Annotated in this window: 21 protein-coding genes; 20 read left to right on the top strand and 1 reads right to left on the bottom strand. The window is 53.4% G+C overall.

Translation table 11 applies throughout. The annotated features are described in order from the left end of the window. Positions 1-264: 264 nt before the first annotated feature. The 19 genes from alr (at position 265) to ML541_RS03500 (ending at position 23,681) form a co-directional block, all read left to right on the top strand. On the top strand, positions 265-1,392 hold the full coding sequence (gene alr / locus ML541_RS03590; protein WP_243371130.1) for an alanine racemase: 1,128 nt from the start codon (positions 265-267) through the stop codon (positions 1,390-1,392). Between the two features lie 10 nt (positions 1,393-1,402). Continuing rightward, a complete protein-coding gene (locus tag ML541_RS03585; RefSeq protein ID WP_243370917.1) occupies positions 1,403-3,013 on the top strand; it encodes a tetratricopeptide repeat protein in 1,611 nt (536 codons plus the stop codon). A gap of 66 nt (positions 3,014-3,079) precedes the next feature. Further along, complete coding sequence (gene selD / locus ML541_RS03580; protein WP_243370916.1) at positions 3,080-4,111, top strand: selenide, water dikinase SelD; 1,032 nt, start codon at positions 3,080-3,082, stop codon at positions 4,109-4,111. Next, positions 4,098-5,351, top strand: coding sequence for an ASKHA domain-containing protein (locus ML541_RS03575; protein WP_243370915.1), 1,254 nt, complete (start codon positions 4,098-4,100; stop codon positions 5,349-5,351). The genes selD and ML541_RS03575 overlap by 14 nt, the downstream gene beginning before the upstream one ends. A 251-nt stretch (positions 5,352-5,602) precedes the next feature. Continuing rightward, positions 5,603-7,165 carry a bifunctional phosphoribosylaminoimidazolecarboxamide formyltransferase/IMP cyclohydrolase gene (gene purH / locus ML541_RS03570; RefSeq protein WP_243370914.1) on the top strand — a complete coding sequence of 521 codons (1,563 nt, stop codon included), beginning with the start codon at positions 5,603-5,605 and terminating at the stop codon, positions 7,163-7,165. 22 nt (positions 7,166-7,187) lie between these two features. Then, a complete protein-coding gene (locus ML541_RS03565; protein ID WP_243370912.1) occupies positions 7,188-9,035 on the top strand; it encodes a tetratricopeptide repeat protein in 1,848 nt (615 codons plus the stop codon). 34 nt (positions 9,036-9,069) lie between these two features. After that, positions 9,070-10,341 (top strand): phosphoribosylamine--glycine ligase, encoded by a 1,272-nt coding sequence (gene purD, locus ML541_RS03560; protein ID WP_243370911.1) that lies wholly within the window; start codon positions 9,070-9,072, stop codon positions 10,339-10,341. 34 nt (positions 10,342-10,375) lie between these two features. After that, the gene (purE, locus tag ML541_RS03555; protein WP_243370909.1) at positions 10,376-10,882 is read left to right on the top strand and encodes a 5-(carboxyamino)imidazole ribonucleotide mutase; all 507 of its coding nucleotides are present in this window, start codon (positions 10,376-10,378) and stop codon (positions 10,880-10,882) included. Between the two features lie 114 nt (positions 10,883-10,996). Further along, positions 10,997-11,269, top strand: coding sequence for a cytochrome c7 (locus ML541_RS03550; RefSeq protein WP_243370906.1), 273 nt, complete (start codon positions 10,997-10,999; stop codon positions 11,267-11,269). Between the two features lie 209 nt (positions 11,270-11,478). Beyond that, positions 11,479-12,816 (top strand): cytochrome c biogenesis protein ResB, encoded by a 1,338-nt coding sequence (locus tag ML541_RS03545; RefSeq protein WP_243371129.1) that lies wholly within the window; start codon positions 11,479-11,481, stop codon positions 12,814-12,816. Between the two features lie 53 nt (positions 12,817-12,869). Next, positions 12,870-13,718 (top strand): c-type cytochrome biogenesis protein CcsB, encoded by an 849-nt coding sequence (gene ccsB, locus ML541_RS03540; protein WP_243370903.1) that lies wholly within the window; start codon positions 12,870-12,872, stop codon positions 13,716-13,718. A 54-nt stretch (positions 13,719-13,772) separates the two neighbouring features. After that, positions 13,773-14,786, top strand: a complete 1,014-nt coding sequence (locus tag ML541_RS03535) for a cytochrome c3 family protein (RefSeq protein ID WP_347710779.1) — start codon at positions 13,773-13,775, stop codon at positions 14,784-14,786. A 39-nt stretch (positions 14,787-14,825) separates the two neighbouring features. After that, positions 14,826-15,812: a cytochrome c3 family protein gene (locus ML541_RS03530; protein WP_243370895.1), complete on the top strand. Its 987-nt coding sequence runs from the start codon at positions 14,826-14,828 to the stop codon at positions 15,810-15,812. A gap of 33 nt (positions 15,813-15,845) precedes the next feature. Further along, positions 15,846-16,943 (top strand): 6-bladed beta-propeller, encoded by a 1,098-nt coding sequence (locus ML541_RS03525; protein ID WP_243370893.1) that lies wholly within the window; start codon positions 15,846-15,848, stop codon positions 16,941-16,943. 276 nt (positions 16,944-17,219) lie between these two features. Then, positions 17,220-17,909 (top strand): cytochrome c3 family protein, encoded by a 690-nt coding sequence (locus tag ML541_RS03520; RefSeq protein ID WP_243370889.1) that lies wholly within the window; start codon positions 17,220-17,222, stop codon positions 17,907-17,909. Positions 17,910-18,320: 411 nt separating this feature from the next. Then, complete coding sequence (locus ML541_RS03515) at positions 18,321-20,534, top strand: hypothetical protein (protein ID WP_243370886.1); 2,214 nt, start codon at positions 18,321-18,323, stop codon at positions 20,532-20,534. A 25-nt stretch (positions 20,535-20,559) separates the two neighbouring features. Continuing rightward, on the top strand, positions 20,560-21,549 hold the full coding sequence (locus ML541_RS03510) for a glycosyltransferase (RefSeq protein WP_347710778.1): 990 nt from the start codon (positions 20,560-20,562) through the stop codon (positions 21,547-21,549). Between the two features lie 19 nt (positions 21,550-21,568). After that, the gene (locus tag ML541_RS03505) at positions 21,569-22,513 is read left to right on the top strand and encodes a glycosyltransferase family 2 protein (protein WP_243370883.1); all 945 of its coding nucleotides are present in this window, start codon (positions 21,569-21,571) and stop codon (positions 22,511-22,513) included. A gap of 61 nt (positions 22,514-22,574) precedes the next feature. Next, complete coding sequence (locus tag ML541_RS03500) at positions 22,575-23,681, top strand: glycosyltransferase (RefSeq protein WP_347710777.1); 1,107 nt, start codon at positions 22,575-22,577, stop codon at positions 23,679-23,681. A gap of 73 nt (positions 23,682-23,754) precedes the next feature. Here the strand turns inward: ML541_RS03500 and ML541_RS03495 are convergent, their stop codons facing one another. After that, positions 23,755-25,695 (bottom strand): YncE family protein, encoded by a 1,941-nt coding sequence (locus tag ML541_RS03495; RefSeq protein ID WP_243370881.1) that lies wholly within the window; start codon positions 25,693-25,695, stop codon positions 23,755-23,757. 269 nt (positions 25,696-25,964) lie between these two features. Between ML541_RS03495 and cysC the strand changes: the two genes are divergently transcribed. Further along, a complete protein-coding gene (gene cysC, locus ML541_RS03490; RefSeq protein ID WP_243370878.1) occupies positions 25,965-26,612 on the top strand; it encodes an adenylyl-sulfate kinase in 648 nt (215 codons plus the stop codon). Positions 26,613-26,615 lie beyond the last annotated feature (3 nt).

The raw sequence follows: 26,615 nt of genomic DNA, 5'->3' as shown, positions 1-26,615 counted from the left end.
TTTCCTGCGCCGGAGAATCCGGCCAGTGCAAATGATTTCAGCGTCAGCCAAACTCATTTTTGTCTTGTATACGAAGTCACATAACCTAGAATAAATTTGCTGTTTAGTCAATGATTTATTGCGGGTGGAAGATCGGCGGACGGGGGTAAAAGGCATCTGACCCGGGGGAGACCAATTCCCTTTACAGTGCCTGTGATACGTGCTAGAACTCCCAAAGCCCCCCCTGGGGGGAATTTTTCGGTCTGCTAGAGGGAGCCTGTGATCATCGATAGCCGTCCTACCATAGCCGAGATAGATCTGTCCGCTCTGCGGCATAACTTCCTTGAGGTGAAAAAGGCGGCCAGACCCGGCTGTGGCCTTTTGGCCGTGGTCAAGGCAGATGCTTACGGCCACGGTTTCATGGACATTTCCCTGGAGCTGGAGTCGCTGGGAGTTACTGCGTTCGGTGTCGCCTTTTTGGCAGAGGGGATTCAGCTGCGCAAAAGCGGCATCGACCGTCCCATTCTCATCCTTGGCGGCATCTATCCGGGACAGGAAAAGAAATGCGTCGGCTTCAACATTTCCACGGCCCTCTTCACCTTGGAGCAGGCCAAGGCTTTGGATGAAGCGGCGCGAAAGCTCTACCGCAATGCCAAGGTCCACCTCAAGGTGGATACGGGTATGGGGCGCCTCGGCATCTCCCCTGGCGAGGCGGAGGGGTTCCTGCGGGAGTTGCGGGGACTGAAAAACATCGAGCTTGAAGGAATATTCTCCCATTTTGCGTCGGCCGATGAGCTTGATGCGAGCGGCAGCAACTATACGGTCCGCCAGACGGAACTGTTCACCGGGGTGCTGCAGGAGGCAAAGAAGCAGGGGTTTTCACCCACCTATGTCCATATTGCCAACAGCGCCGCTGCCTTCAGTAGGGATCTTCCCTTCTGCAACCTGATGAGGCCGGGCATTGTCCTTTACGGTGCCCTGCCATCCGCTGACTTCAAAGGGAAAATAGACGTGAAACCGGTTATGCGCCTGAAAAGCAGAGTTGCCATGCTGAAATGGGTGGAGGCGGATACCTCCATCAGCTATGCCCGGCGCTTCGTAAGCACTGGGAAAACCCTGGTGGCGAGCGTACCGGTAGGTTATGCCGATGGTTACGACCGGGGTCTGACCAACAAAGGAGAGGCGCTGATCCGCGGCCGCCGGGCACAGGTGGCGGGTACGGTCTGCATGGACTGGATCATGCTCGACGTCACCCACATTCCCGATATCCAGGTGGGGGACGAGGTGACACTCCTGGGGTGCGATGAGCAGGGGAACTGCATCCATGCCGAGGAGCTGGCGGAGCAGGCCGGCACCATCCCCTACGAGATATTCTGCGGGATCAGCAAAAGGGTGCCGCGGGTATATATCTAAGGGGACCCTATTGATTACACAACTGAAAAGCCTGCGTCACAGCCGCTCCCTGCACATGAGCCTGCTGTTCCTTCTCGGCGTCATTACCTATGGTAGTTCACTCCGCAATGGTTTCAATATCGACGATCCAGGTGTACTGCTCAATGTCAAGGCAGTCCATGGCCTGAATCTAGAGAACGTCAAAAGAATTTTCACCTCGGTGCCCAATGGTGTGGAATATCTTCCGCTGCGGGATATCACTTACTGTCTCGACTTTGAAATCTGGGGCTTAAACCCTTTCGGTTACCACCTTTCCAACCTTTTCTTCTACCTTGCCTGCTGCTTGACCTTGTACTTGTTACTCGCTCGGCTGGCTGCCCGATGGTCTGCAGCGCCAGCAGCGGTTGCCTTCTTCTCGACACTTCTGTTCGTGGTACATCCGGTCCATGTGGAGTCAGTTGCCGGCATAGCACAGCGCAAGGACTTGGTCAGCGGGCTGTTTGCATTTCTCTGCCTGCTTAGCTATTGTCTTTTCAAGGAGCGCGAATCCAGAAAGTTTTACATGCTGTCCCTGGGGTTCTTCCTGCTGGCGCTGCTTGGAAAGGCGACGGTGGTGATACTGCCGCTGCTCATCCTGCTAGTGGAGTGGGCGTATTCAGCCGAAGGAGAAAATAGTTCCTGGAAAGGGAGGTTCATCCTCGGAACTCCGTTTCTTGTGCTGGCGATACTGTTCACCGTGCTCCAGACGAGGATCACCCAGGCTGCCGGCATCGTCAACAACAGCTACTACGGATTTGGCAGCGGTTACGAGATTCGGGTCTATACCGCCTTCAGGGCTATCTTCCATTACATCAAGCTCCTGCTTTTCCCCTATCCGCTGAACATTCTGCGTCGCTTCCCGTTTTCGCACGCTTTCCTCGAGGTGCCGGTCCTTTTGTCCGTTGCCGGCGTGGGGGTTCTCATTTACCTCATCTATCGCTGGAGAAAGAGCGACCGGCTCATCTCCTTCTCGCTCGCCTTTTTCCTTGTGGCGCTGCTACCCGTAGTGGGGCTGGTTCCGGCTACCACAGTGGTTGCCGAGCGGTATCTGTTCATTCCTTCTGCCGGCTTCTGTCTGCTGATGGGGGGGCTGGTCGAACGGTGGGTGACCAGGGGAAGCCTGCGCCAGCTGATTCTGGTCATTTTTTCAGTTCTGATTATCGCTTTCAGCGGCTTCTCCTTTCAGCGTACCGGCGATTGGAAGGACGCTTTGCACCTGTACCTTGCCGGGCTCAAGGTCGATCCACAGAGCCCTCGCTTGCACTGGCTCGCAGGAAGGGAGCTTTTCAATGCCGAATTGTATGGCGATGCCTTCGCCTATTTGGAAAAGGCTCGAAGGCTGGACCCACCATATGCGATTGATTATCTGGTGTTTTCCGCCTTGAGGGAGTACCGGGAGCACAGGGTGGTTGAGGCCCTGGCCGTCCTTGAACAGCTTCAGTCTCCGGTGAAATTTCAGATCATGGATGTAAACTACCTGTATGGTCTCGTGTACAAATCGCTGGGAGAACGGGCCAAGGCAGCTTACTATCTTAGGCGAGCAGCTGCAGGCGGTGTAGAACTAGGCATCATCAACAGGAATGACGCAAAATCCAGCAGCTGATGCTGGTTTGAGTGTGGCGACGCTGATTGTTCTGGTGAACTAACAAGGGGAAAGTTGGGGGTAAACATGGCGCAGCCGAGATTGACGGCTTTGGTCAAAGCGGCGGGATGAGCTGCAAAACTGGGCCCGGCGGGCCTGGAGAGTGCTCTGGCCGGTCTTCTGCATGCGGATGATCCGGCCCTTATTGTCGGTGCCGAGACTGCCGACGATGCGGGAGTTTACCGCATCGGACCGGACTTGGCCCTGGTGGAGACTACCGACATCATTACGCCGCTGGTGGACGACCCGTTCACCTTTGGCCGCATAGCCGCCGTCAATGCCCTTTCCGACATCTATGCCATGGGGGGACGGCCGGTTACTGCCATGAATCTGGCCTTCTTCCCTGCCTGCGATCTGCCTGGTGACGTGCTTGCCCGCATACTCGCCGGGGGCAAGGAGGCCATGGCAGAGGCAGGGGCATGCCTTGTGGGTGGGCACACGGTGGAAGACGACGAGCTGAAGTATGGCCTTGCCGTTACCGGCCTTATCCATCCCGACCGTGTGGTGAGGAATTCCACCGCCAAGCCGGGAGACAGGCTGATCCTGACCAAACCGCTGGGTACGGGCATAGTTTCCACGGCGATAAAGGCCGACATGGTTTCTCCGGCAGAGGCGGATGAAGCTATCGGCTGGATGTGCCGTCTGAATAAGGCTGCTGCAGAATTGATGCTGGAATGCGGTGCCCATGCGGCTACCGATGTTACCGGTTTCGGGCTCATTGGCCATGCCTGTGAGATGGCGCGTGGCGCGGCTGTCACCATCCGCCTCGATCTTTCGGTTATTCCGATCTTTTCTGCGGTGCCTGCCCTTGCCAAAGATGGCCTGATCCCCGCCGGCTGCTACCGCAACCGCGATTACTATGCTCCTTTGACCGGCGGTTTCATTCCAAGGGATGAACTCCTGCCGCTCTTCGATCCCCAAACCTCGGGGGGGCTGCTCATTTCTCTTGCCCCGGCGGCGGCCGAACAGTTTCTCGCCCGTGCTGCGGAATCTGGCTCTTTTGCCGTCGGAATCGGCGAGATTCTGCCCTTTGGAGGGTATACTGTTGAGATCATCTGAGGCGCTGGCCCTGGCCTTCGATCTGGGGACGACGACTATCGCCGCCTCTCTTCTGAATCCTGAGACCGGCGAGCGCCTTGCCTCAGCGGTCCGGCTCAATCCCCAGCGAAGCTATGGCGCCGACGTGGTCACACGCCTTGCCGCTGCCCTCAGATCGCCTGATGCGGCAGGTTCCATGAGATCCCTGGCCAACGGGGAGCTGGATTCGATGGCTGCCGAGCTTGCGGATACCGCCGGCGTCGCACCGGATGCGCTGATCAGCGCTGCCGTTGCCGGTAACTCGGTCATGGAGCACCTGCTCCTGGGGCTTCCCGTCAATTCTCTCGCCTATCCCCCATATCGCCCCCTCTCTCCTGCCGGATGTACGTTGCGTACCCGAGACCTGGGCTGGGCCATGGACATGACCTGCCGCACATTCCCCATGCCTGGTGGATATGTGGGGGGGGACCTGGTGGCGTTTCTCTTCGGGGCGGCGGGGGGGGAGACTCCATGCCTTTACCTGGACTTGGGAACCAACGGCGAGATTGCCCTGGCGGAGGGGGAGCGGCTCTTTGCCACCTCGGCAGCTGCTGGCCCTGCCTTTGAAGGGGGCAACCTGGCCTGTGGCATGGTGGCTCTCCCCGGAGCCATTGACCGGGTGTTTTTGGATAAGGGCAGATTGCAGATGACGACCATCAGCGGTTGCGCGCCGGCCGGGCTCTGCGGATCGGGAGCCATTGCCGCACTTTCCCTCCTGCTGGAACAGGGGGTGGTGGATGAGACCGGTCGTTTGCTGGCACCTGCAGAAATTTCGTCCAATCTGGCAAATCATATCCGGGAAATGCACGGGGAACCCTCCTTTGTGCTCTATCGTGATGCCAAAAGCAGTATCTACCTGAGCCAAAACGATATCCGCCAGATACAGTTGGCAAAGAGCGCCATCTGCACCGGCATTGAGGTGCTGCTTTCCCATGCAGGGCTGAAAAGAACGGACCTGAAACAGGTGGTGCTGACCGGTTCCTTCGGTGCTGTGCTCTTGCCACAAGATCTAAAAAATATTGGAATTTTCGACGAAAACATGGTAAAAATCAGTCGCTTTGTCCACGAAGGTGCACTGCGTGGGGTGGAAGCCGCCACCCTTGCCGCAGATGATTTTGCTTCTCTGGATCGACTTTCTGAGGCAATCACCGTTATCCCCTTGTCTGGCACCCCTGCCTTCGAGAAAAATTTTTTCACGTACATGAATTTCCCGAAGCACTGAAGGCCGCTTTGTCCGATGCCTTTTCTTCACGGCCTGTGGATGCGTCCTTGTCCGTTGCCTGGCAACCAGCATATTTCAGGACCAACCTGCAAAAGACCGCAATCGGGGAAGGCACAATGCCCTCAATCGATTCGGATACATCGATGAAAGACCGGCTTAAAAGCCGCAAAACTGGATAGTGCCGCAAGAACATTGCAGAATGAGCATCAGGCAATTGGGCTGTGCGGTGAAAACAAAAAGGAGCAATGAACATGGCTAAAATTTCCCGTGCGCTGGTCAGCGTATCCGACAAGACAGGAATCGTGGAATTTGCAAAGGAACTTGCCGCGTATGGCATCGAGATTCTTTCCACCGGCGGCACCGCCAAGCTGCTGCGCGAAGCGGGGCTTGCGGTCAAAGACGTCTCCGAGTTCACCGGCTTTCCCGAGATGCTCGACGGCCGGGTGAAAACCCTCCACCCCAAGGTCCATGGCGGCCTTTTGGGCATGAGGAGCAATCCCGAGCACGTGGCAACCATGAAGGCCCACGGTATCGAGCCCATCGACATGGTGGTGGTCAATCTCTACCCCTTTGAGGCGACCGTTGCCAAACCTGACTGCACCCTTGATGATGCCATCGAGAACATCGATATCGGCGGCCCGACCATGCTCCGTTCGGCAGCGAAAAACAATGCCGATGTGACGGTGCTTGTGGATCACAGCGATTACCGGCTGGTTCTGGACGAGATGAAGGAGAATGGTGGTGCGGTCTCGCCCGCCACTAATTTTCGGCTGGCGGTGAAGGTCTACCAGCATACTGCGGCCTATGACGGCGCCATCTCCAACTGGTTGGGCGCCAGGACCGGGGAAGGTGTTGCCCAGTATCCCGATACCCTGACCCTGCAGTTTAATAAGGCCCAGGGGATGCGCTACGGTGAAAATCCCCATCAGACTGCGGCATTTTACGTGGAGCGGGACGTCAAGGAGGTGTCTATTGCCACTGCGCGTCAGCTTCAGGGTAAGGAGCTTTCCTACAACAACATCGGCGACACGGATGCTGCACTGGAATGTGTCAAACAGTTCAACGAGGGTCCTGCCTGCGTCATCGTCAAACATGCCAACCCCTGTGGCGTTGCCATAGGTGCGACGCTGCTGGAAGCCTACGACCGGGCCTACAAGACCGATCCCGAATCCGCCTTCGGCGGCATCATCGCCTTTAACGGAGAGCTGGACGAAGCAGCGGCCAAGGCCATTGTGGACCGCCAGTTCGTGGAGGTGATAATTGCTCCCAAGGTCTCCGCCGGGGCCAGTGCCGTTGTCGCGGCAAAAAAGAACGTGCGGCTTCTCGAATGCGGCCAGTGGCAGGCGTCTCTGCCTCGGCTTGACCTGAAGCGGGTCAATGGTGGACTGCTGGTCCAGGAGGCCGACCTCTCACTCCACGGCGATCTGCGGGTGGTAACCAAGCGCCAGCCGACGGAAAAGGAGATGATCGATCTGCTCTTCACCTGGCGGGTGGCGAAATTCGTCAAGTCCAATGCCATTGTCTACGGCAAGGATGGCATGACCATAGGTGTAGGTGCCGGACAGATGAGCCGGGTCAATTCGGCACGCATCGCTGCCATCAAGGCCGAGCATGCCGGCCTCCAGGTGGCCGGTGCCGTTATGGCCTCCGATGCTTTCTTCCCGTTCCGCGACGGCATCGATAATGCCGCACAGGCTGGAATTACCGCCGTCATCCAGCCCGGGGGCAGCATGCGTGATGAGGAAGTGATCGCCGCAGCCGACGAGCACGGCATGGCCATGGTCTTCACCTCCATGCGCCACTTCCGCCATTGATCAGGGGATCGAGCAAACGTCCATGGACCGCAGGCGCCTGTTGGACCAATTGAAGACACACTGGCTGCCTCTTGTCGTGCTGGTTGCCCTCGGCTTTCTGGTCTTCGGAGGAAGTATCGGCCACCAGTTCCTTTCCAACTGGGACGACAACAAGTACATCACGGCCAATGAAACTATTTATGGGTTTACCTGGGGACACCTCAAGGGGGTATTCAGCACCTTTTACGTGGGCAACTATGCTCCGGTGCAAATGGTGTCCTACATGGCGGACTATGAGCTGTGGGGCCTAAAGGCTTCCGGCTTCATCCTGACCAATATCCTGCTGCACATCCTGAATGCGTTGCTCCTCTACCGGATACTCTTGCCCCTCGTCGGTGGGCGGTCCGGCGCCTTCTTCGGCGCGGTCCTGTTTCTGCTGCACCCGGTGCAGGTGGAATCGGTCGATTGGATTTCCCAGCGGAAAAACCTATTGAGCATGTTCTTTTTTCTTCTTTCCTGGACCGGCTATGTCCGGTACCGGGAAGGGGATGGGCGTTCTGCATATCCGCTGTCGATCTTAGCCTTCGGCATGGGGTTACTGACCAAATCGGTGGCTGTGGTGGCTCCGCTTGTCTTCCTCGCAGATGATTTCTGCCGCGGGGATAGGAAGACAATCAGCAAACGACTTCTGGACAAGCTTCCCTACCTGACAGCCGCGGCAATCGTTGCGGTACTGGCCCTGATAAGCCAGCGCCCCGAACTGGGGGGAGGGCGTAGCGGCTATCACGGCGGGTCCCCCCTGGCGACCTTTTACACCATGCTTCCCGTGTTTGCCCGGTATCTGCAGATGCTGGTCTGGCCCGTAGGGCTGAGCGCGGTCTACGAACCGCCGATCAAAAGCGGGTTGGATGGGGAGGTTATCGGCGCTGCCATCCTCCTGGTAGTCCTCGTTGCGGCCTGTTACCTTTGTTACCGCAGAGATCGAATCCTGCTGCTGGGAACGGCGGTCTTCTTTATCGGCTTGCTGCCGGTGTCCCAGATCGTTCCCCTGATCACATTGATGAATGACCGCTACCTGTATTTCCCCATGGCAGGTGCGGGTATCTTCTTCGGCCGGTTGTCGTTTCTGGCAGGCGAAGCCATGGGGCCGGGCCGTCAGCGTATCTTCTACGGCCTGCTCTGTTTGCCGCTTCTGGTGCTCGGTGTAGCTGCCCATGAGCGGACCAAGGTCTGGCAGGATGCCGTAACCCTCTGGAGCGATGCGGCTCAAAAGACTTCCCGGAGCAAAACCGCCTGGTTCGGTCTCGGCAATGCCTGGGACAATGCCGGCAACCCCGGTATGGCCGAAAGTGCCTATCGACGGGCATTGACTATCGCCCCCGATTACCGGGAGGCTCTCGACAACCTGAGTTTTTTGTACTTGAGCGGTGACCGATTTACCGAGGCGCGGGATATTCTGGAAGTTACGGTGCAGAAGTATCCCGACCACCGGGATGCTCTGCTGAACCTGGGGACCAGTCATTACCTGATGCGCAATTTTGCTGCCGCCGAAGGGGCATTCGCACGGGCACTGGCCCTGAAGCCCTCATCAGCAGAAAACATGATGCTGCTGGCAAACGTCAACCTTCATCTGGGGAAACATGCTGCTGCCGTTGGCTGGTATCGTCGGGCAGTGGCCATGGGCTCGCCTTCCAAGGATATGTTGTACGGCATGGGGGCCTATGCCGCACTGGAGGGGAACGATGCCCAAGCCTTTGAATATCTGGACAGGGCTGTGGACGCAGGCTTTGGCGATTGCGTATACCTGCGTCATGACCCTGATCTGGAGCGCTTGCGCTACTTGCCTGCCATGGGACCGATCACGGAGCGCGTCTGCAGAGATAAAAAGTAAAAATAAGATAGCAGATGAATAACGGGAGGCTGAATTGAAAATACTCGTCATTGGAAGTGGCGGCAGAGAGCACGCACTGGTGTGGAAGATCGCCCAGTCGCCTCTGGTGGAGAAGGTATATTGTGCACCGGGGAATCCCGGCATCGGCACCATTGCCGAGAACGTGCCGATCAAGGTTGAAGATCTGACGGGACTTTTGGCCTTCGCCCGCAAGGAGTCCATCGATTTGACGGTTGTGGGACCCGAACTGCCCCTGTCTCTGGGGGTCGTGGACCTTTTCGAGGAGTATGGGCTGAAGATCTTCGGTGCCCGGAAGAATGCCGCCATCATCGAGGCGAGCAAGGCGTTTTCCAAAGACCTGATGAAAAAATACCATGTTCCCACTGCTGCCTATGAGGTCTTTACCGAGGTGGGACCTGCCGTCGACTTCATCGACAAGATTGGCATCCCAATTGTTATAAAAGCTGATGGTCTGGCCGCCGGCAAAGGGGTCATCATTGCCGGGACACGGGATGAAGCCGTTGCCGCCGTTACGGACATGCTCTCGGGCAATGCTTTCGGTACCGCAGGTTCGCGGGTGGTCATCGAGGAATTCCTCAAAGGGGAGGAGGCATCCTTCCTGGCCTTCACCGACGGTAAAAACATCATACCCCTGGCAAGCGCACAGGATCACAAGGCGGTGTATGACGGTGATACCGGTCCCAACACCGGTGGCATGGGGGCTTATTCGCCGGCGCCAGTAGTGACCCCCTCCATACATGAAAAAGCCATGGAAGAGGTTATGCGGCGTACCGTGGACGGCATGGCTGCCGAGGGGCGCCCTTACCGCGGCGTCCTCTATGCTGGTCTGATGATCGATGGCGAGAATGTGAAAACCCTGGAATTCAATGCCCGTTTCGGCGATCCAGAGTGTCAGCCGCTGCTCATGCGGATGAAATCGGATATCGTGCCGGTCTTGATGGCCGTTGCGGATAAGGATATCAGCAAGGTGCAGATCGAATGGCATGATCAGGCTGCGGTATGCGTGGTCATGGCCGCCCAGGGGTATCCGGGGGATTACGCCAAGGGAGATACCATTGCCGGGCTAGACGAGGCGGCAAAGGTCGATGACCTCTACGTGTTCCATGCCGGTACATCCCGGACGGAAGGTTCTTTTGTCACCAGCGGCGGCCGGGTCCTTGGGGTCACCGCATTGGGGACGACCGTCAAGGATGCAATCGACCGGGCCTACCGAGGCGTCGCACTCATTTCCTGGCCGGGGGCGCATTACCGCCTGGATATAGGCAAAAAAGCCATTTGTCGTTGATGGTTGACGACTCAAATACAGCGTGGAGGCCTTAATGCAGAACCCAGTCGTTTTATTGGTGATGGGGAGCGATTCCGATCTGCCGGTAATGGAAGAAGCGGCAAAAATACTGGAAAATTTCGGCGTACCTTACGAGATGCGCATCTCCTCGGCCCATCGTGCTCCCCGGAAAACCGCCCTGCTGGCTGCTGAAGCACGAGCCAGAGGCATCAAGGTCATCATTGCCGGCGCCGGGATGGCTGCTCACCTTGCCGGGGTGGTGGCAGCAGAGACTATCCTGCCTGTCATCGGTGTGCCCATGTCTGGCGGTGCGCTCAACGGGGTTGATGCCCTATATGCAACAGTGCAGATGCCTGGAGGTATTCCGGTGGCGTCCATGGCCATCGGTAAGGCCGGAGCGAAGAATGCCGGTATTTTTGCGGTACAGATATTGGCATTGGCCGATGCTGAACTGGCCGGCAGGCTTGCCGGATTCCGGGAGGCCATGGCAGCCGAAGTGGAAGAAAAGGATGCCCGGGTACAAAAGACGCGGGAAGCCTGATCCCGGGCTGCTGAAGAGTAAGCAGTTTTTTAATGAATGATTTGCCTTGACAAGAGCATCGTCCCTGTATTAATTTTCACACGTTTTTATTTTAATGTGAAGGAGGTGACTCGAATGAAAAGCATTTTTGTTGCGGTTGCATTGACGCTTTCTTGCGCAGTAGCTGCCATGGCAGCAGATACCATTACGCTGCCTGCTAAAAATGGCAACGTGACTTTCCAGCACAAGAAGCATCAGGAAGCCCTGAAAGATTGCAAGACCTGCCACGAGAAAGGTCCCGGCAAGATCGAAGGCTTCGGCAAGGATGTGGCTCACAAGCTTTGCAAAGGTTGTCACGAGACCAAGAAGGCCGGTCCGACCAAGTGCGGAGAATGCCACAAGAAGTAATTGCATGACCAATGTGCGATTCGAAGAGGGGGATGACTATTGTCATCTCCCTTTTCTCGTTTCAAGGTTCTCTTCCGTTCAAATTTTGTTTTGCTGCGGTTTGTGATTTGGTTTATACTGTCGTGTCGATTGCGGATATTCCGCTAAAATGACCATAAATAAACCAGGAGACGGCCTTGACGACGACAAACGATCGCGGAATTGCACAAATGCTGTGGGATTTTTTCTGTTCGCTGAAACTTTCCATCTTTCTCCTCATTGGCCTTGCCATAACGTCTATCATTGGCACAGTCATTCCCCAAGTGCCGGTCCCCTCGGAGTATATTCAGACCATCAGTCCCTTCAAGCTGCAGCTCTACGGCAAACTGGGATTTTTCGACATGTACCACTCCTGGTGGTTCATTCTGCTCCTCTATCTTTTGACGGTCAACCTCATTGCCTGTTCCATCAAAAGGTTGCCGCGAGTCTGGAAAATCATTTCCGAGCCGACACTGGTCATGGACGACGGCTTTGAGCGCTCCCTCTCTCTCACCCATGAGATAAAGGCCACCGGTACCGCACCGGCCCTGAAGGACAAGATGGCCGCATTCCTCAAGGCCGAGTTTGCCGAGCCGATCGTGACAGAAGTCAGCGGAGAGTACCATCTGTTTGCCCAGAAAAACCCTTACTGCCGCCTCGGCGTCTATGTGGTTCATCTCAGCATAGTCATTGTCTTTATAGGCGCGCTCATCGGCTCCTTTTTCGGGTACAAGGCATATGTGAACATCGCCGAAGGCAGTAGTGTCGATTCGGTGGAAAGCCGGTCAGGCAAGATCATGGACCTGGGCTTTTCCGTCAGGTGTGAAAAGTTCGCCGTCTCCTTTTATGACACCGGCGCCCCCAAAGAATTCAAGAGCATCCTTACCATCCTCGAAAATGGGAAACCGGTGCCCGGCTATGAAAATGTAAAGGTCATCGTCAATGATCCCCTTACCTATAAAGGAATCACCTTTTATCAGTCTTCCTACGGCGCTGCAGGCGACACGCTCTATCGTTTCTCAGTCAGGAAAAGGACCGGCGGACAGCCCGTACCCCTCATCACCCACGAGCAGGACCGGACGCCACTGCCGGATGGCAGTTTCATGCAGATTATCGGCATTGCGCCTGAGGTGGGGAGTGATTTTCCCGGTTGCTCCGGGCCGGGGGCAAAGCTGGAGATCACCCGTCCCGACGGCCGCAAGGAATATTCCATTGTATTGCTTAATCCGGCTTGCCGTGATTTCGACGAAAAACGTGGCGGTGACCTGATTTTTACCTTCGACGGCAAGGATGAAAAGTATTTTACAGGGCTGCAGGTTGCCAAGGATCCGGGCGTGTGGGTCGTCTGGCTCGGTTGCTCCCTGATGGTTATTGGCATCTGCATGGCATTTTTCATGTCCCACAAACGTATCTGGATAAGAGTCGGCAACGGTCGTGTGACGTTAGGGGGCACTGCCAGTAAGAATCCCGCGGGATTTGAACTCGTCTTTCAGGAACTGGCGGCAAAGCTCGATAGCGGCACTAAATAGCGATATAACAATCTCTTTATACCCAACTGTAGCCACAGCGGAGGAAAGATCGAATGTCCAGTTCCATGCTCTTTAACGTTACGACAATTTCTTACATGGTTTCCACGTTGCTTTTTCTGGCGTTTCTTGCCACGAAAAACAAAAATGTCGGTTTTTCCGGTACCATGGTCGCTATCTTCGGCTTCCTGCTCCAAACGGCCGCAATCGGGCTTCGCTGGAAGGAGTCCTACGACTTGGGTCGGGGCCATGCGCCGTTGTCCAACCTGTTTGAGTCGGTGGTTTTCTTCTCCTGGACAATTGTCCTGATTTTCCTGATCATTGACTTCAAGTACAAGTACCGGGCTGTCGGTTTTTTCGTCGTCCCTTTTGCCCTGCTGGGCATGGCCTGGGCTCAGCTAGGCCTCGATAGCGGCATAGAGCCGCTGGTGCCTGCCTTGCAGAGTAACTGGCTTCTGTATCATGTCATCACCTGCTTTCTGGGCTATGCTGCCTTTGCTGTTGCCTGCGGGCTGTCCATCATGTATCTAATCCGGGAGAAACAGGAGGATTCCTCTGCTTCCTCGCCGGCAGGTGGGGTAATAGCCATGTTTCCCTCGGTCAAGGTTCTGGATGATCTGAACTACAAGGCGATCATGATCGGTTTCCCGCTGCTGACCCTGGGCATCGTCACCGGTGCCGCCTGGGCGAATTATGCCTGGGGCACGTACTGGAGCTGGGACCCGAAAGAAACATGGTCCTTGATCGTATGGTTCATCTATGCCGCGTTTCTACATGCCCGCATTACCAGGGGGTGGGTCGGCAGGCGGGCAGCCATCCTTTCGGTGGTCGGATTCGCTGCGACTATCTTTTGCTACCTGGGGGTCAACCTTTTCCTGTCCGGTCTGCATAGCTACGGCAAGTGAAGTCCCTCTCTCCCGATTCGCTATTCAGCCATATTGGCGCATAGATAATTACCCATGGTGATGACAACGCCTAGTCGCTCAAATTTCAGATCTTTGGCCCTTGCTGTCCCGGCCTTGCTGTCTTTGCTGGTTCCTGGCGTCGTCAGAGCCCAAATGCAGGATTGCCGGCAATGTCACAGCGATCCGGGAAAAGCCGTGGTCACGCATGCACCATATGCTGCCGGTGAATGCTCATCCTGCCATCAGCTTGCACAGGATAAACGACATCCCGAGGACAGGGGGGCTGTCATTCTCACTGGCACCGGCGCAAGACTCTGCAACCAGTGTCATGACGCCCTAGACACCGCAAAGAATGTACATGGGCCTGTGGCTTCCGGCGACTGCATTCTTTGTCACCAGCCCCATGCATCGAAAAACGGCAACCTGCTCAACAATACCGGCATGGGGCTCTGCTTGAATTGCCATGAGAATACATTCAGTCAAAAAAAGATGCATGGACCGGTTGCCGATGGTAATTGCCTTATCTGTCATGATCCCCATCAATCCGACAATCCATTTTTTCTGAAAATGGGACTGCCTGCTTTGTGTTTCAGCTGCCACAATCCCTCGGCCATGTCGGATAAATCGGTGCATGCACCAGTAAAAAAAGGTAACTGTCTTGCCTGCCATGATCCCCATGGTTCCCCCTACCGCAAGCACCTGCGCAAAGATTTCCCAGAAGCGTTCTATTTGCCATTCAACCCGGAGAACTTCGCAATTTGCTTTGACTGTCACGCTTTGGAAATGATCCTTGAGAGGCGTACCGACAGCCTGACCAATTTTCGTGACGGTGACAGAAATCTGCATTTCCTGCACGTGAACAAGATTGACAAAGGCCGGTCATGCAAGGCGTGCCATGATCCCCATGCTGCCGAACAACCAAAGCTGATCAAAAGACGAATACCCGGGTTCGGCAAATGGGAGATACCCATCGCCTTCGACAAGAAGGCTACAGGAGGCACGTGCGTTGTCGGTTGCCATAAACCTAAATCCTATGACAGAACAAAAGCAGTGAACGATCAACAGTAGGTCTCTGTCAGAACACATCAGCAAGAGGAGAAGCTTTTTTTGAAAGGTAAACCGGCTTTATTTGCGATTCTGTTGGGCTCGCTGGTCGTTTCCTCTGCTGAAGCGGCCATAACCTTCATCTATCCCGCCCCGAAGACTCAGGTCAAACGCTCCGATTATCTGATTCTGAAAATGAACAACCCACAGATTACCGGGATCAGGATTACCGTGAACGGCCTCGCCAGCGACACGATGTTGATCGGCTCTCCCGAATACCGGAAGGCCTTCCAGGACTTGGTCATACTGCAGCCGGTCTGGGACTCTGGAAAAAACGAAATACTCGTTGAGGGGTTTGGCGGAGAGAAAGTAATCGACAGCGCATCAACGGAGATTTTTTTCAAGGACCGGCGCGCTGCTGATGTCCCGGCTACGTATAAAGCGAATGCCATGCATGTGCTCGAAACGGAAAAATATTGCAGCCCGTGCCATGATATGAATCCGACCACTACACAGATGGATAACAACCTGGACAAAAAAAACCCTTGCTATGGTTGTCACAAGAAAATGGCGACCGTCAATTTCGTCCATGGCCCGGCGGGAACGTTTTCCTGTGCCTACTGTCACAGCCTCAAGGACACCCCAAAGTATAAAGTACCTTTGCGCGATGCCCCATTATGCAATGAGTGCCACGCCGACAAGGAAGCCGAGTTCAAAAAAAGGAAATTCCTTCATGGCCCCATCGAGGCGGGGATGTGCGAAATCTGTCATGATGCCCACGGGACGAATTTTCCCAGTCAGCTGCACCAGCCCATCAACGAGCTTTGCCTTTCCTGTCACGAGTCGGTCGGGGCGGGCACCCATGTGGTGCGTTTGTCGACTGGTGGCGGCCATCCTCTGAAAGACAGGCCCGACCCATCCAAGCCAGGTTCGGGAAGGGAGCTCTCCTGTGTTTCCTGCCACAACCCCCATGGCGGGGATGTGCGCTTTTATTTCCAGAATAATTCCGACGACCGGATGCAGCTCTGTCAGATGTGTCACAATAAATAACCCGTCGTATAGACCTGTTGCAGAGGAGAAGTTATGAAAACATTGAAAGTGCTGGTTAGAAGCATTGCGTGTGGACTGGTGGCAGGGACCATCTTCGGCTGCGCCTCAGCTCCGGTGGCCGAAAAAAAGAGATTCTTCTGGCCCCCCCTGCCAGATGAACCGAAAATTGAATGGCTCGGTGCCTACAGGACGCAGAATGACATGCCTAAGACCAGCAACCAGAAGTTGTTTGAATCCATTGTCGGTCAGGAAGAGGTCGTCAAGCTCAACCGAGCCATGGGCATTGCGTCGGACGGCGCCGGCAAGGTTTACGTCAGTGACGCTGCCAGCATGCAGATAGTGGTCTTCGACTTCAACGTCAACAAAGTACATGTCCTTGGCGACAAGGACCTGAAATCGGTCATGAGGGAGCCAATAGGGATTGCACTGGACAATACTGGCAATCTCTATGTCGTCGACTCCTACAATAAACAGGTCCTGGTATTCAACAAGGACGAGGCGTTGATCAACAGGATTAAACTGCAGGAGGATGCAAAACGGCCGATCGGCATTGCCGTGGATGACCAGAGAAAGCGCTTGATTGTGGCTGATCCGGCAGTTCATAACCTGGAGGTCTATGATTTTAACGGCAAGCATATAAAGACAATAGGCAAGATAGGTTCCGAGCCGGGGGAATTCTTCGGGCCCACCTGGGTAACGGTGTTGAAGGACGGCACCATAGCTGTCTCGGAATTCAGGAACTGCCGCATTCAGCTGCTTGATCCCGAGGGCAAGCCGATCCGCACCTTCGGCAAGCGGGGCGATAATCCGGGGGAGCTGCAGATGCCGAAAGGTATCGCCGCCGATTCCGAAGGGCATATTTACAGCGTTGACGGCAAAGCCAACACAATCAACATTTTTTCGCGGGAGGGGGAATACCTGCTGACGGTGGGAGGTACCTATGCCTCGGAAAAACAGATCGCTCCTGGTGGGTTCCTGCTTCCCCAAGGCATTGCCGTCGACAAGAACGACACAATTTATGTTGTTGATCAATATAATTATCGTTTCCAGAAGTTTCAGTATATGAATCCAGAGTACAAAAAGGCAAATCCGGTAGAGCCGATGCAACCAGCGCCAGACGTTAAAAAATGACAGTGCCCTACGTCCGTTAAAAGACCGGGGAAGTAGTTATTGAACCAATTGTATTCGGGGGATTGATTCGCCTCTTTTAAAAAAGTTTGCAATAACAGTTAGTTGCTGACCTTGCGCTTGCTGGCACGCAAGTTGCTAAAGAGTAAATTAAATTTAATTTCATTCGCATTGAATGCATTCAATTTAACCGAAAGGCAGGTGACTCCAAGACAAGGAAGAGTAGCAAAATCACACAACTAACTTTAGCAACACCAATGAAAGAGGAGGATTTACCAGATGAAAAAGATTTTATCCGTATTGGCAGCAACTGCAGTACTCACCGTCGCCACGGGGGCGATGGCGGGAATCGTCACCTCGAAACATAACCTCTCAAGTGGCAACGGTCTGCCTGAGAGAGGTCAAACCAACCAGATCTGTGTCTACTGTCATACACCGCACAACTCGGTAATGACCCGCGCCCTGTGGAACAGAAACAATCCGACGGCGAGCTTCAAACTTTACACCTCTGGCGTTATCAAGGAGGATGATTCCTGGTACGCTACCGGCTCCAGCAGGACATTGGATCCGAACAGCCCGTCTATCCTCTGTATGAGCTGTCATGACGGTACGACAGGGGTTAACGCCGCCGTCGCTACTGCGCCGATCGGTCTAGACGACACTCGCCCAAGCTCTATCCCTCTTAACACCGGTTTTGGGGCTACTGACTTTGTCGCCGGCAAGGCCGCTCTGGGCACCAATCTGACCAACGATCATCCGATCAACATCATTTACAGCAAGGCTGTTGCTGCTTCTGGTACCTTGGCGCCTGCGGATGGAAGTAACAAAGTCGGTGGTGTATTGCCTCTTGCTAAAGAAATCTATCTTGAGTGCAACACCTGCCACAATGTTCACGACAATACCTATGTTCCGTTCCTCAGGGTTTCCATGGAAAACAGCAAGCTCTGTACTACCTGTCATCTGAAGTAATAGTAGCTTGACTAGCTGGCGAAAAGAGGGGGGTAACCCCCTCTTTTTTTTGCAACAACCCAAAGCGTGCTGTCATGACAAGAGTGTTCAATTTATCGGCAGTGATGCGCGGTTGGTGCCCCTTGAGTTTCTTCCCCAGTGATTTGTATGTGGACCGGTTCTCCTTCGACAGTAACTCCCCCCCATGATCCCAACACCCTCTCTTCTTTTGCCATTTCACTGTAAAAAACTATGTCATATAGCGATCAATAAGTTTTTAACTGGTTATTTGAAAATTGCAATGTAAGTTTGGTGAAAAATCGACTAGTTACTGCGTTCTGCCCTGTGTCAAAAATAAAACTGCCGAGGTATGATAATTGCAGAATATACTACGATGAAGATAAATATTTGTTTATAAGTAGTTGGGACCTTATGGAAAAAGGCAAGAAATACGTATATATGCTTCATCCCCTGTCGATTGTGCTGCTTCTCTTGGCGGCTTACTTCTTGCGTTTGCCTTCAGCTGAGGCTGCTCTCGTTGGTGAGGCCGAACTTGGTTATGTCAGCTACGATAGGGAGGTCAACGGTGCCAAAGCCGTTGATGCTTCCAGCTTCAGGCAGCGCTATTCCCTGCTCTACTCTACAGCTGGAGAGCTTGCCAATGGGCGCCTTGGCCAGTATAGACTTTCCCTCGGCTACGAATGGACCTCATTCGACACCAAGCTCAAAACTTTTGTCGGGCCTCAAGCTATCAGCGATAGCTTCTCAGTCAGTGCCGGCCATATTCTCTATCGAGGGGATGTGCGAATTGATCCCCAGGAACTCCCTGTTTTTGCCAGATTTTACAGTTACGACCTGAGTAGAAGCTCTTTTTCCAGTGATGCCGGTTTGCCCCTGCTGCAGAACGACGCGCTGATCCCTCCATCCTTAACTACCTCATTGCGTGACGGTACACGGATACTGAGTGGTTTCAACGTTGACATCGGGAACAAAGGGGGGCAGTACAACTCCATTTTCGGCCAGTTGCCTCGAATATTCATCGACTACCAGGACAATATAATCCATGACCTCAAAACCTTGACACCCGAGGATACCCGGTTGAGGAGGCTTGCATTCGTGAGCCTCAACAAAAAAGATAACTGGTTTCATGTGCGAACCACTAATTTTACCGACTACCTGAATCCGACCCTCAGTTACAAGGAGACGCAGGTCATTCTCGGAACCATCGACCAGCAAATGCAGCGGCGATGGGTGGACTTTTCGAACTGGATCAAAGTTTCTGCCGACGGTCAATACACGAAGCATCAGGAAATGAGCGACAGTTACGAATCCTATGAAGTCGATCTCTTCGGCACTGCCAGCAGATCCCGTTGGGAAGCCAAGACCTATAATTCATTCAGGCGGACCATCGATACATATGGTCTTACGTATGATACCAGAATTCCTTTATATGTTTCGGGAACCATGGGAGCTGATACTGACTGGCGGGTGAGGCTCAATATGGACCAAAGCAAAGTAAGAATTTTGAATAACTATGATACAAGAGATTTTCTTGCCTCCTACCGGATCGATACCTTCAAGAGAGAGCGATTCACCCTCATGCACTCAGGGTCGGTTGAAAGTTACGATGATTCCAATGGCGGAAAAACCCTCAGCCTTAATGGCCATTTGGAGACGACGAGCACCCGGAGATTTTCTTCGGTGTACGGCCTTTTTGCAAGTTACGATATCACCTCAGCGCGTAATCGCTCCCGTAATGCCGAAGAAAGTTCAGTTCTGACCCAGATGTTTTCTGTTAAGGGTGGCTATGCCCCAACGAACAGTTTGAAACTGGATATTACTGAAACTGTTACCATTTCCAACGGCAATGCTGCTGATGATCTGACATCCGTAAGTACTTCTTCCCAGCCCAGCTTCGTCGGCAATGAAAGCTCAGGTTTCAAGACCCCTACTGACAGCTATACGCGTTCCCGTGCCGTGGCCAGTGCCTCTTGGCAGCCAGTTGCACGTCTGAGGATTGGCTTTATTCTCACCGATGATCTGTTGCAGGCCAGGAACCGGCCGACGACCCATGCGACTGAGTTTGCCAACACCATTGATTACACAATAAAGAGCTTCAAAGTCAGGATGAATACCCGCTACGTAACCTATAACGAGACAAATAATTCTCACACGGACTTTAACGGGGACGGCAGTATTATATATTCCCCCGACCGAACCCTTGAATCTTCGGTTCAATACTCTTACAGCAATACGAACAATACTGATGGAACCGGCAGCAGGCTGACTTCTCTTAAGCAAGCAACCAACTACTACCTGTATACGGATTATGGCGTCACTCGGCGGATTCTTGAATTAAATCAAGGGCTGGAATATGATGAACAAACTTACTTTTCATACAGGGCATCGACCAAAAGTCTTATCGGCGGAATTAAGTATTATCCTCTGACCAGGCTATTTATAGCGGCCAGGGCCAAATATTCCCTTCTTTCCCATGAGGATGCCACCCAGAATATTTACAACGCCACCATCGGTTTTAATTTCAACCTCATGCAGGCAACGCTGGACTACAGCTACGGCCGTGAGCACGGCAACGGCAACCGGCTAGAAAAGCGATTCGAAGCCAATCTGAAAAAAGTCTTCTGAGAGACCGGGGTAACCCGGTTTTTCCATGTTTTCCCGAAAAATGGAACCTCTGAAAATATCTGTTATTATCCCCGTCAAACCATCAGGAGCCGTCAAAGCCTTAGGGCCGCTCTGCACTGTGGATTATCCTCAGGAGCTTTTTGAAATCCTAGTTGCTGAGGGATGCCGCCCCAGTGCCCAGAGGAATGCTGCTGCCGCTCTGGCATCCGGAGATATCCTCTATTTTCTGGATGACGATTCCCTCGTGGATCCCCATTTTTTGCACAGGGTGGCAGATCACTACCTGAAGGATCCTGCTGTCGTCGCTGTTGGTGGCCCCTCCCTGACTCCGGAAGATGATACTCTTTTTCAGAAGTCGGCAGGCGCGGTCCTGGCATCGGCGTTCGGCGGGGGGGGGAACCGGAACCGCTACCGGCTTGTCGGCAAGGCTCGACAAACCGACGATGCCGAGCTCATTCTCTGCAACCTCAGTTTTCGCAGGGATGTCTTTCTTTCTTTTGGCGGGCTTGATGAGCGGCTGTATCCCAATGAGGAAAATGAGCTGATGGGTCGCCTGAAGAATGAAGGGCGATTGCTGATACATGATCCTTCCTTGGCGGTCATGCGCAGTCAGCGCCCATCGTACCGCGCCTTTGTCAAACAAATATTTGGCTACGGGCGCGGTAGAGCTGAGCAGGTTCATGTGAGCCGGGAGATAAAAGTCTTTACCTTGGCACCATCATTGTTTATCTTATACCTTCTGCTTATTCCTGTATTCATTGCGACTCCATACGTCATCCCTTTGCTGGTCTATCTTGCCATGGACGCATTTTTTTCACTGCTGAATGGAACAAGAAAAGGGACGGGAATTGCCTGTCTTGCCGCGGTTCTTTACCCGACTTTGCACATATGCTATGGTGCCGGCTTCATTGCCGGTTTGATACGACCGCGGTTTCGCTGGAGTATTCCCTGTGCTGGCGAAATCACAATAAGAAGGATCAAGGATATTGGGCGCGGTTGGCAATCTGCAATTTAAGGAAACGGGAGAGTTCGTAGTGGATCTTAGTGTGGTAGTTCCCATCTATAATGAAGAGGAGAATATCCCAGACCTTTGCCGCAAGGTATTTGCCGCGCTGGATGGCAACGGTCTTTCTTACGAGCTGATTCTTGTGGATGACGGCTCAGTCGACGGTTCGTTCCGGGCTTTAAAAGCCATAGCAATAGAGAATACACTGATAAAAGTGATCAGGTTACGCCGCAACTTCGGCCAGACTGCGGCCATGGCCGCTGGATTTGCAGTTGCCGGCGGCAATGTTGTCGTTCCCATGGACGGAGATCTGCAGAACGATCCAGCGGACATTCCGCGCCTGGTGGCCAAGATCAATGAAGGGTTCGATGTAGTTTCCGGATGGCGAAAAAATCGCCGGGATACCTTTGTCAACCGGAAATTGCCTTCTCTTATTGCCAATCGTTTGATCTCGAAGATGACGGGTGTCCATCTGCATGATTACGGGTGTACATTGAAGGCCTATCGGAGAGAGGTGCTGGAAGGAATCAATCTCTATGGGGAGATGCACCGCTTTGTGCCGGCCCTTGCTTCGCAGGTTGGGGCAAAGGTTACGGAGCTTCCGGTTGCCCATTATCCCCGCGTGCGCGGCGTCAGCAAGTACGGTATATCCAGGACCACCCGCGTCATACTCGACCTGATGACAGTTAAATTCCTGCTGGCGTATTCCACGAAGCCGATCCAGCTATTTGGCAAGTGGGGCATTTATACCTTAGCTGCCGGTGGATTAAGCGGAGCTGCCGTTATTTATATGAAGATTTTCGAGCAGATGAGTATGAATCGTAATCCTCTGCTCATTCTGACTGCCTTCCTGCTGTTCATGGGGGTGCAATTCATCGTCCTCGGACTTCTGGCAGAATTGAATGCCCGCACCTACTATGAGGCCCAGTCCAAACCGATCTATGTCGTTAAAGAAAAGATCAATCTTGCCTGACAACCCATCAAAAATCCTCATGATAGCTCCTACCCCATACTTTTCCGACAGGGGCTGTCATGTGCGCATCTATGAAGAGGCTAAAGCTCTCAGGTCTTTGGGGATCGATGTCAGGATCGTCACCTATCATCTCGGCCGTACCATTTCCCCTATTCCCACTTACAGGACTTGCCCGATACCCTGGTACAAAAAGCGCGAGGCGGGACCCTCCTGGCATAAACCCTACCTGGATCTGCTCCTGTTTTTCAAGGCTCTGCAGATATGCAAATCCTTTGCACCCGACCTCATACATGCACATCTTCATGAAGGAGCGCTGGTCGGCTTCATGCTGAAGAAACTGCTCAAGGTGCCTCTGCTGTTCGATTACCAGGGAAGCATGACGACCGAAGTGTCGGACCATGGTTTCACCGGAAAACAATCGGCACTTCTCAAAGTTTTTGCTATCGTCGAAGACAGAATCAATCGAGCCGCCGATTTCATAATCACAAGTTCAAGTCCCAGTGCCGATGCACTAGTCAACACCTGGAAGATACCGGAAGGGAATGTCGAAGCGCTTATTGACGGCGTTGACACGGAGTGCTTCCGTCCCTATGGAAAAACGGAGAGCAGAGATGAGCTGCGGCTTCCAGTGGATGTGCCTGTTGTTGCTTACCTCGGGCTTCTCAACGAGTACCAGGGCATAGATATCCTTCTTGATGCGGTGGCCAGACTCAAAGCGCAAAAGAGGGACCTTCACTTTTTGATCATGGGATTTCCCGAAGAAAAGTACATTGAGAAAAGCAGGCAGCTCAACGTGGCTTCCGTGGTTACTTTTACGGGCAAGATCGATTATGAGTATGCTCCCAAATACCTTTCAGCCTGCGATATTGCGGTTTCGCCGAAAATCTCCCGCGCGGAGGCCAATGGCAAAATCTTCAACTACATGGCCTGCGGTTTGCCCACTGTTGCTTTCGATACGCCGGTCAACCGCGAAATACTCGGGGAGACGGGTATATTTGCGGAGTATGGTAACGCAGCCGATTTGGCGGAAAAGATCGCACTACTTGTGGCAGATGGCCAAAGGGTCAAGTCGTTGTCGAAACAGGTAAGGGAAAAGGCTGTGCATAATCATTCCTGGCGGGCGAGAGGGGAACGGCTGCTTGTACTGTACAATAAACTGATAAGGTAGGACATGGCATTTAAAAGGCCATAAAAAAAGGCAGCCGATTGGCTGCCTTTTTTTCATTATTTATTCATTCTTATCAGTTGATGGCAATGTTGTTGGCGGTAATAGTGCCACTGGTGATGGTAAGTGATCCGGTGATCAAAGTGGGCGACGTGCTTTGAGAACCATAGCTGTAATCGTTGGGCCAGCCGCCGCTCAGAATAAACGACCTGCCATTGATCAAGTTCGGATTCTCCGTGAACGAAGGGAGAGAAAGCTGAATTTCTGTGGTGGTGGCGTCTGCTGCATTAAAGGCTTCCTGGATTGTGGAGAAATAAGTGCCTTGCGGGAGCATACGTACAGGCCCAACTGGGTTCGTGTCGGAAAACACTGCAGTGACGCTGGTATAGGTGCTCATGGTGAAGGTGCAGGTGGTTGTTTTCTTGCCGTCACAGAGGGCGCCGTTGTTGATCAGGCTACCGTTGCCATCCGTGTCTCCCACCCAGCCAGCAAAAAACTTGCCGGGGTTCGGAGTAGCAGTAAGGGTGATGGGTGTGCCTTCCTGAAACAATACATAACAGAGGCTAGGTGCGGTTGACGCACTGCAGTTGACACCGGCGGGACTGCTGGTAACGGAGCCGTCGGCAGTTGAGCCGGTAGATGCTGCCTTCCTGGTGATGGAAAGATGATCGAAATCCTTGATGAAGGTAGCCTGCAATGAGTGATCGTCGGCGACTGGGCTGAAGGTGTAGGTTTTGGTGGTCTTATTATAGTTGGGGTCGGTGTCGAGGACGATAGGGGCGTTGTCGATGGAAATACTATCGACCCGGTATAGAGGATCAGGGGCAAGGGTATATGCAGGGCGGGTTGCCGGATCCACAACGGACAGAATGGTATTATTGTTGGCGGCACTGGTCGTCTTGCTGTCAGGAGAAGTAACGCTGCCGTTGCTGCCTGCGGTTGCCGTGATGGTGTAGAGCCGGGGACCTATGAAATTGCCGAGAGTAGCCGGTGATTGAAAAAAGTCAGGAAAAGCGGTGGTGTTGATAAGCTCTGTGGTAGGATTCGTGGTATCAGCAGGTACGATCGAAGAAACGCTGCCAATGCCGGAGTCGCCAGTAGTGTTGACGGCATAAATCCTATTACCATCAGGTGTCACTGCTATACCTTGCGGTGTACCGAGGTATGGCAGGGTGTATGTGGTAGTAACGCTGTAAGGGTTGGTGGCCGTACTAATTACGGATACGGAGTCGGAGCCGGAGTTGGACACGTAGACATTGGCACCGTTTGCCGCAACAGCAACGGTGTAAGGAGTTGTACCTACCGTGATAGGTGTCACGGACAGCGTGCCGGCATCTATTGCTGAAACTGTATTAGCACCGGTACCACTACCACTGTTGGCGACAAAGATCTTGACAAAGCCATTTACCTTGCCCACCGCAATGCCTTTGGGGTTGGGGCCTACGTTAATGGTATTTATCAAGGTATTATCCGACGTTCTGATAACGGAAACAGTGCCGGAGCCGTAGTTGGCGACATAGACATTGGTGCCGTCAGGATCAACAGCTACACCTTCGGGATTATTGCCGACGGTGGGGGATGCGACCTGTATTGATGCAGCCGTGGTGTCGCCGGTCAGCGCTGAGACATCGAGCACGGAAACGGAGGCTGTGGAATTGTTTGCTACATAAAGTCGTGTTCCCGCGGGGTTGATCGCTAAACCGCTGGGAGTGCCGCCCAGCGAACTGATGGTACTGACAACCGTGGGATTGGCGATGTCGTTGCGTGCGTCGATGACCGAAATGGATTGAGATGTCTGATTCGACACGAAAACATATTTCCCATCTGGGCTGACGGCTACACCATAGGGATATACACCCGTGCCGAGAGTAACTTTCTTGACGTACCTGTTATCTTTAGTGTCGATAACCGATACGGTGTTATCGCTGAGGTTGGTAATGTAGGCAAACGGAAATGCAGCGGCGTAACTCGCGCACATCAGCAGGCCTGCAAGGGCTGTAAGAAGTCTGAAATACATGGTTTCCTCCTCGTTCGGTACGATATTTAGAAGGTTATTTTTTGTGGTATATGGAATAGTCTGAGTAATTGGCATGCAATTTTAAAACCAATTCTCTGCTGGTTCGGGGCTAGTTAATGAATGTCCTCTTTACTCAATGATCGGCCTGGTAGCACGTTAAGACGGCAAGGAGCAACACAATCGCATTGCCGAAAATTCTATTTATCTTATGTCTTTTTCTGATAGGATTGCTTAATATATCTGGCTAAGGAATAAAGGGGAGATCCACGATGGTTTCCAACGAACTGAATATTGTGTGGCATGACCGGGCCCTGGGTAAAAGCGACTATTTCCACCGCAATGGACATCCCTCGTTGGTCTTGTGGTTTACCGGGCTTTCCGGATCGGGCAAATCCACACTTGCCCATGCCGTTGAAGAGGCACTCTTTGAAAAAGGGTGCTACACGTATATCCTTGACGGCGACAATATGCGCCATGGGCTCAACAGCGACCTGGGGTTTTCCGAAGCAGACCGCAGGGAAAACATCAGGCGCATCGGCGAAGTGGCGAGGCTTTTTGTCGATGCAGGCATCATTGTTCTTGCAGCATTTATTTCTCCATACCGTGAGGATCGGGATCGGGTCAGGGCGCTTTTCGAGCTTGGTGAGTTTGCGGAGATTTTCGTCGAATGCGATCTTGCGACCTGCGAAAGTCGTGATCCGAAAGGGCTGTATCGCAAGGCCCGATCCGGGGAACTGAAACAGTTTACGGGGATCGACAGCCCCTATGAAATGCCGGATGCCCCAGAGTTGGTCATCAACACTGCATGCAGCGGAGTTGATGAGTGCGTTCAGACGGTCCTTGCATTTGTGGAGAAGCGGGGGGTTATGAAAAGGGTGAAGAGTGAACCTCGAACATCGAACATCGAACTAGCGTAATGT

The organism is Geotalea sp. SG265, assembly GCF_022808985.1.
GTDB lineage: Bacteria > Desulfobacterota > Desulfuromonadia > Geobacterales > Geobacteraceae > Geotalea.
The sequence above is the reverse complement of the archived record's forward strand: the minus strand, read 5'-3'. Positions and strand labels throughout refer to the sequence as shown.

Excerpts from the sequence above, each read along its gene's own strand:
- cysC (WP_243370878.1), top strand. The coding sequence starts at position 25,965 with ATGGTTTCCAACGAACTGAATATTGTGTGGCATGACCGGGCCCTGGGT.
- ML541_RS03520 (WP_243370889.1), top strand. The coding sequence starts at position 17,220 with ATGAAAAAGATTTTATCCGTATTGGCAGCAACTGCAGTACTCACCGTC.
- ccsB (WP_243370903.1), top strand. The coding sequence starts at position 12,870 with ATGTCCAGTTCCATGCTCTTTAACGTTACGACAATTTCTTACATGGTT.
- purH (WP_243370914.1), top strand. The coding sequence starts at position 5,603 with ATGGCTAAAATTTCCCGTGCGCTGGTCAGCGTATCCGACAAGACAGGA.
- ML541_RS03550 (WP_243370906.1), top strand. The coding sequence starts at position 10,997 with ATGAAAAGCATTTTTGTTGCGGTTGCATTGACGCTTTCTTGCGCAGTA.
- ML541_RS03545 (WP_243371129.1), top strand. The coding sequence starts at position 11,479 with ATGCTGTGGGATTTTTTCTGTTCGCTGAAACTTTCCATCTTTCTCCTC.
- purE (WP_243370909.1), top strand. The coding sequence starts at position 10,376 with ATGCAGAACCCAGTCGTTTTATTGGTGATGGGGAGCGATTCCGATCTG.
- ML541_RS03515 (WP_243370886.1), top strand. The coding sequence starts at position 18,321 with ATGGAAAAAGGCAAGAAATACGTATATATGCTTCATCCCCTGTCGATT.
- ML541_RS03565 (WP_243370912.1), top strand. The coding sequence starts at position 7,188 with ATGGACCGCAGGCGCCTGTTGGACCAATTGAAGACACACTGGCTGCCT.
- ML541_RS03510 (WP_347710778.1), top strand. The coding sequence starts at position 20,560 with ATGTTTTCCCGAAAAATGGAACCTCTGAAAATATCTGTTATTATCCCC.
- ML541_RS03495 (WP_243370881.1), bottom strand. The coding sequence starts at position 25,695 with ATGTATTTCAGACTTCTTACAGCCCTTGCAGGCCTGCTGATGTGCGCG.
- ML541_RS03525 (WP_243370893.1), top strand. The coding sequence starts at position 15,846 with ATGAAAACATTGAAAGTGCTGGTTAGAAGCATTGCGTGTGGACTGGTG.
- ML541_RS03535 (WP_347710779.1), top strand. The coding sequence starts at position 13,773 with ATGGTGATGACAACGCCTAGTCGCTCAAATTTCAGATCTTTGGCCCTT.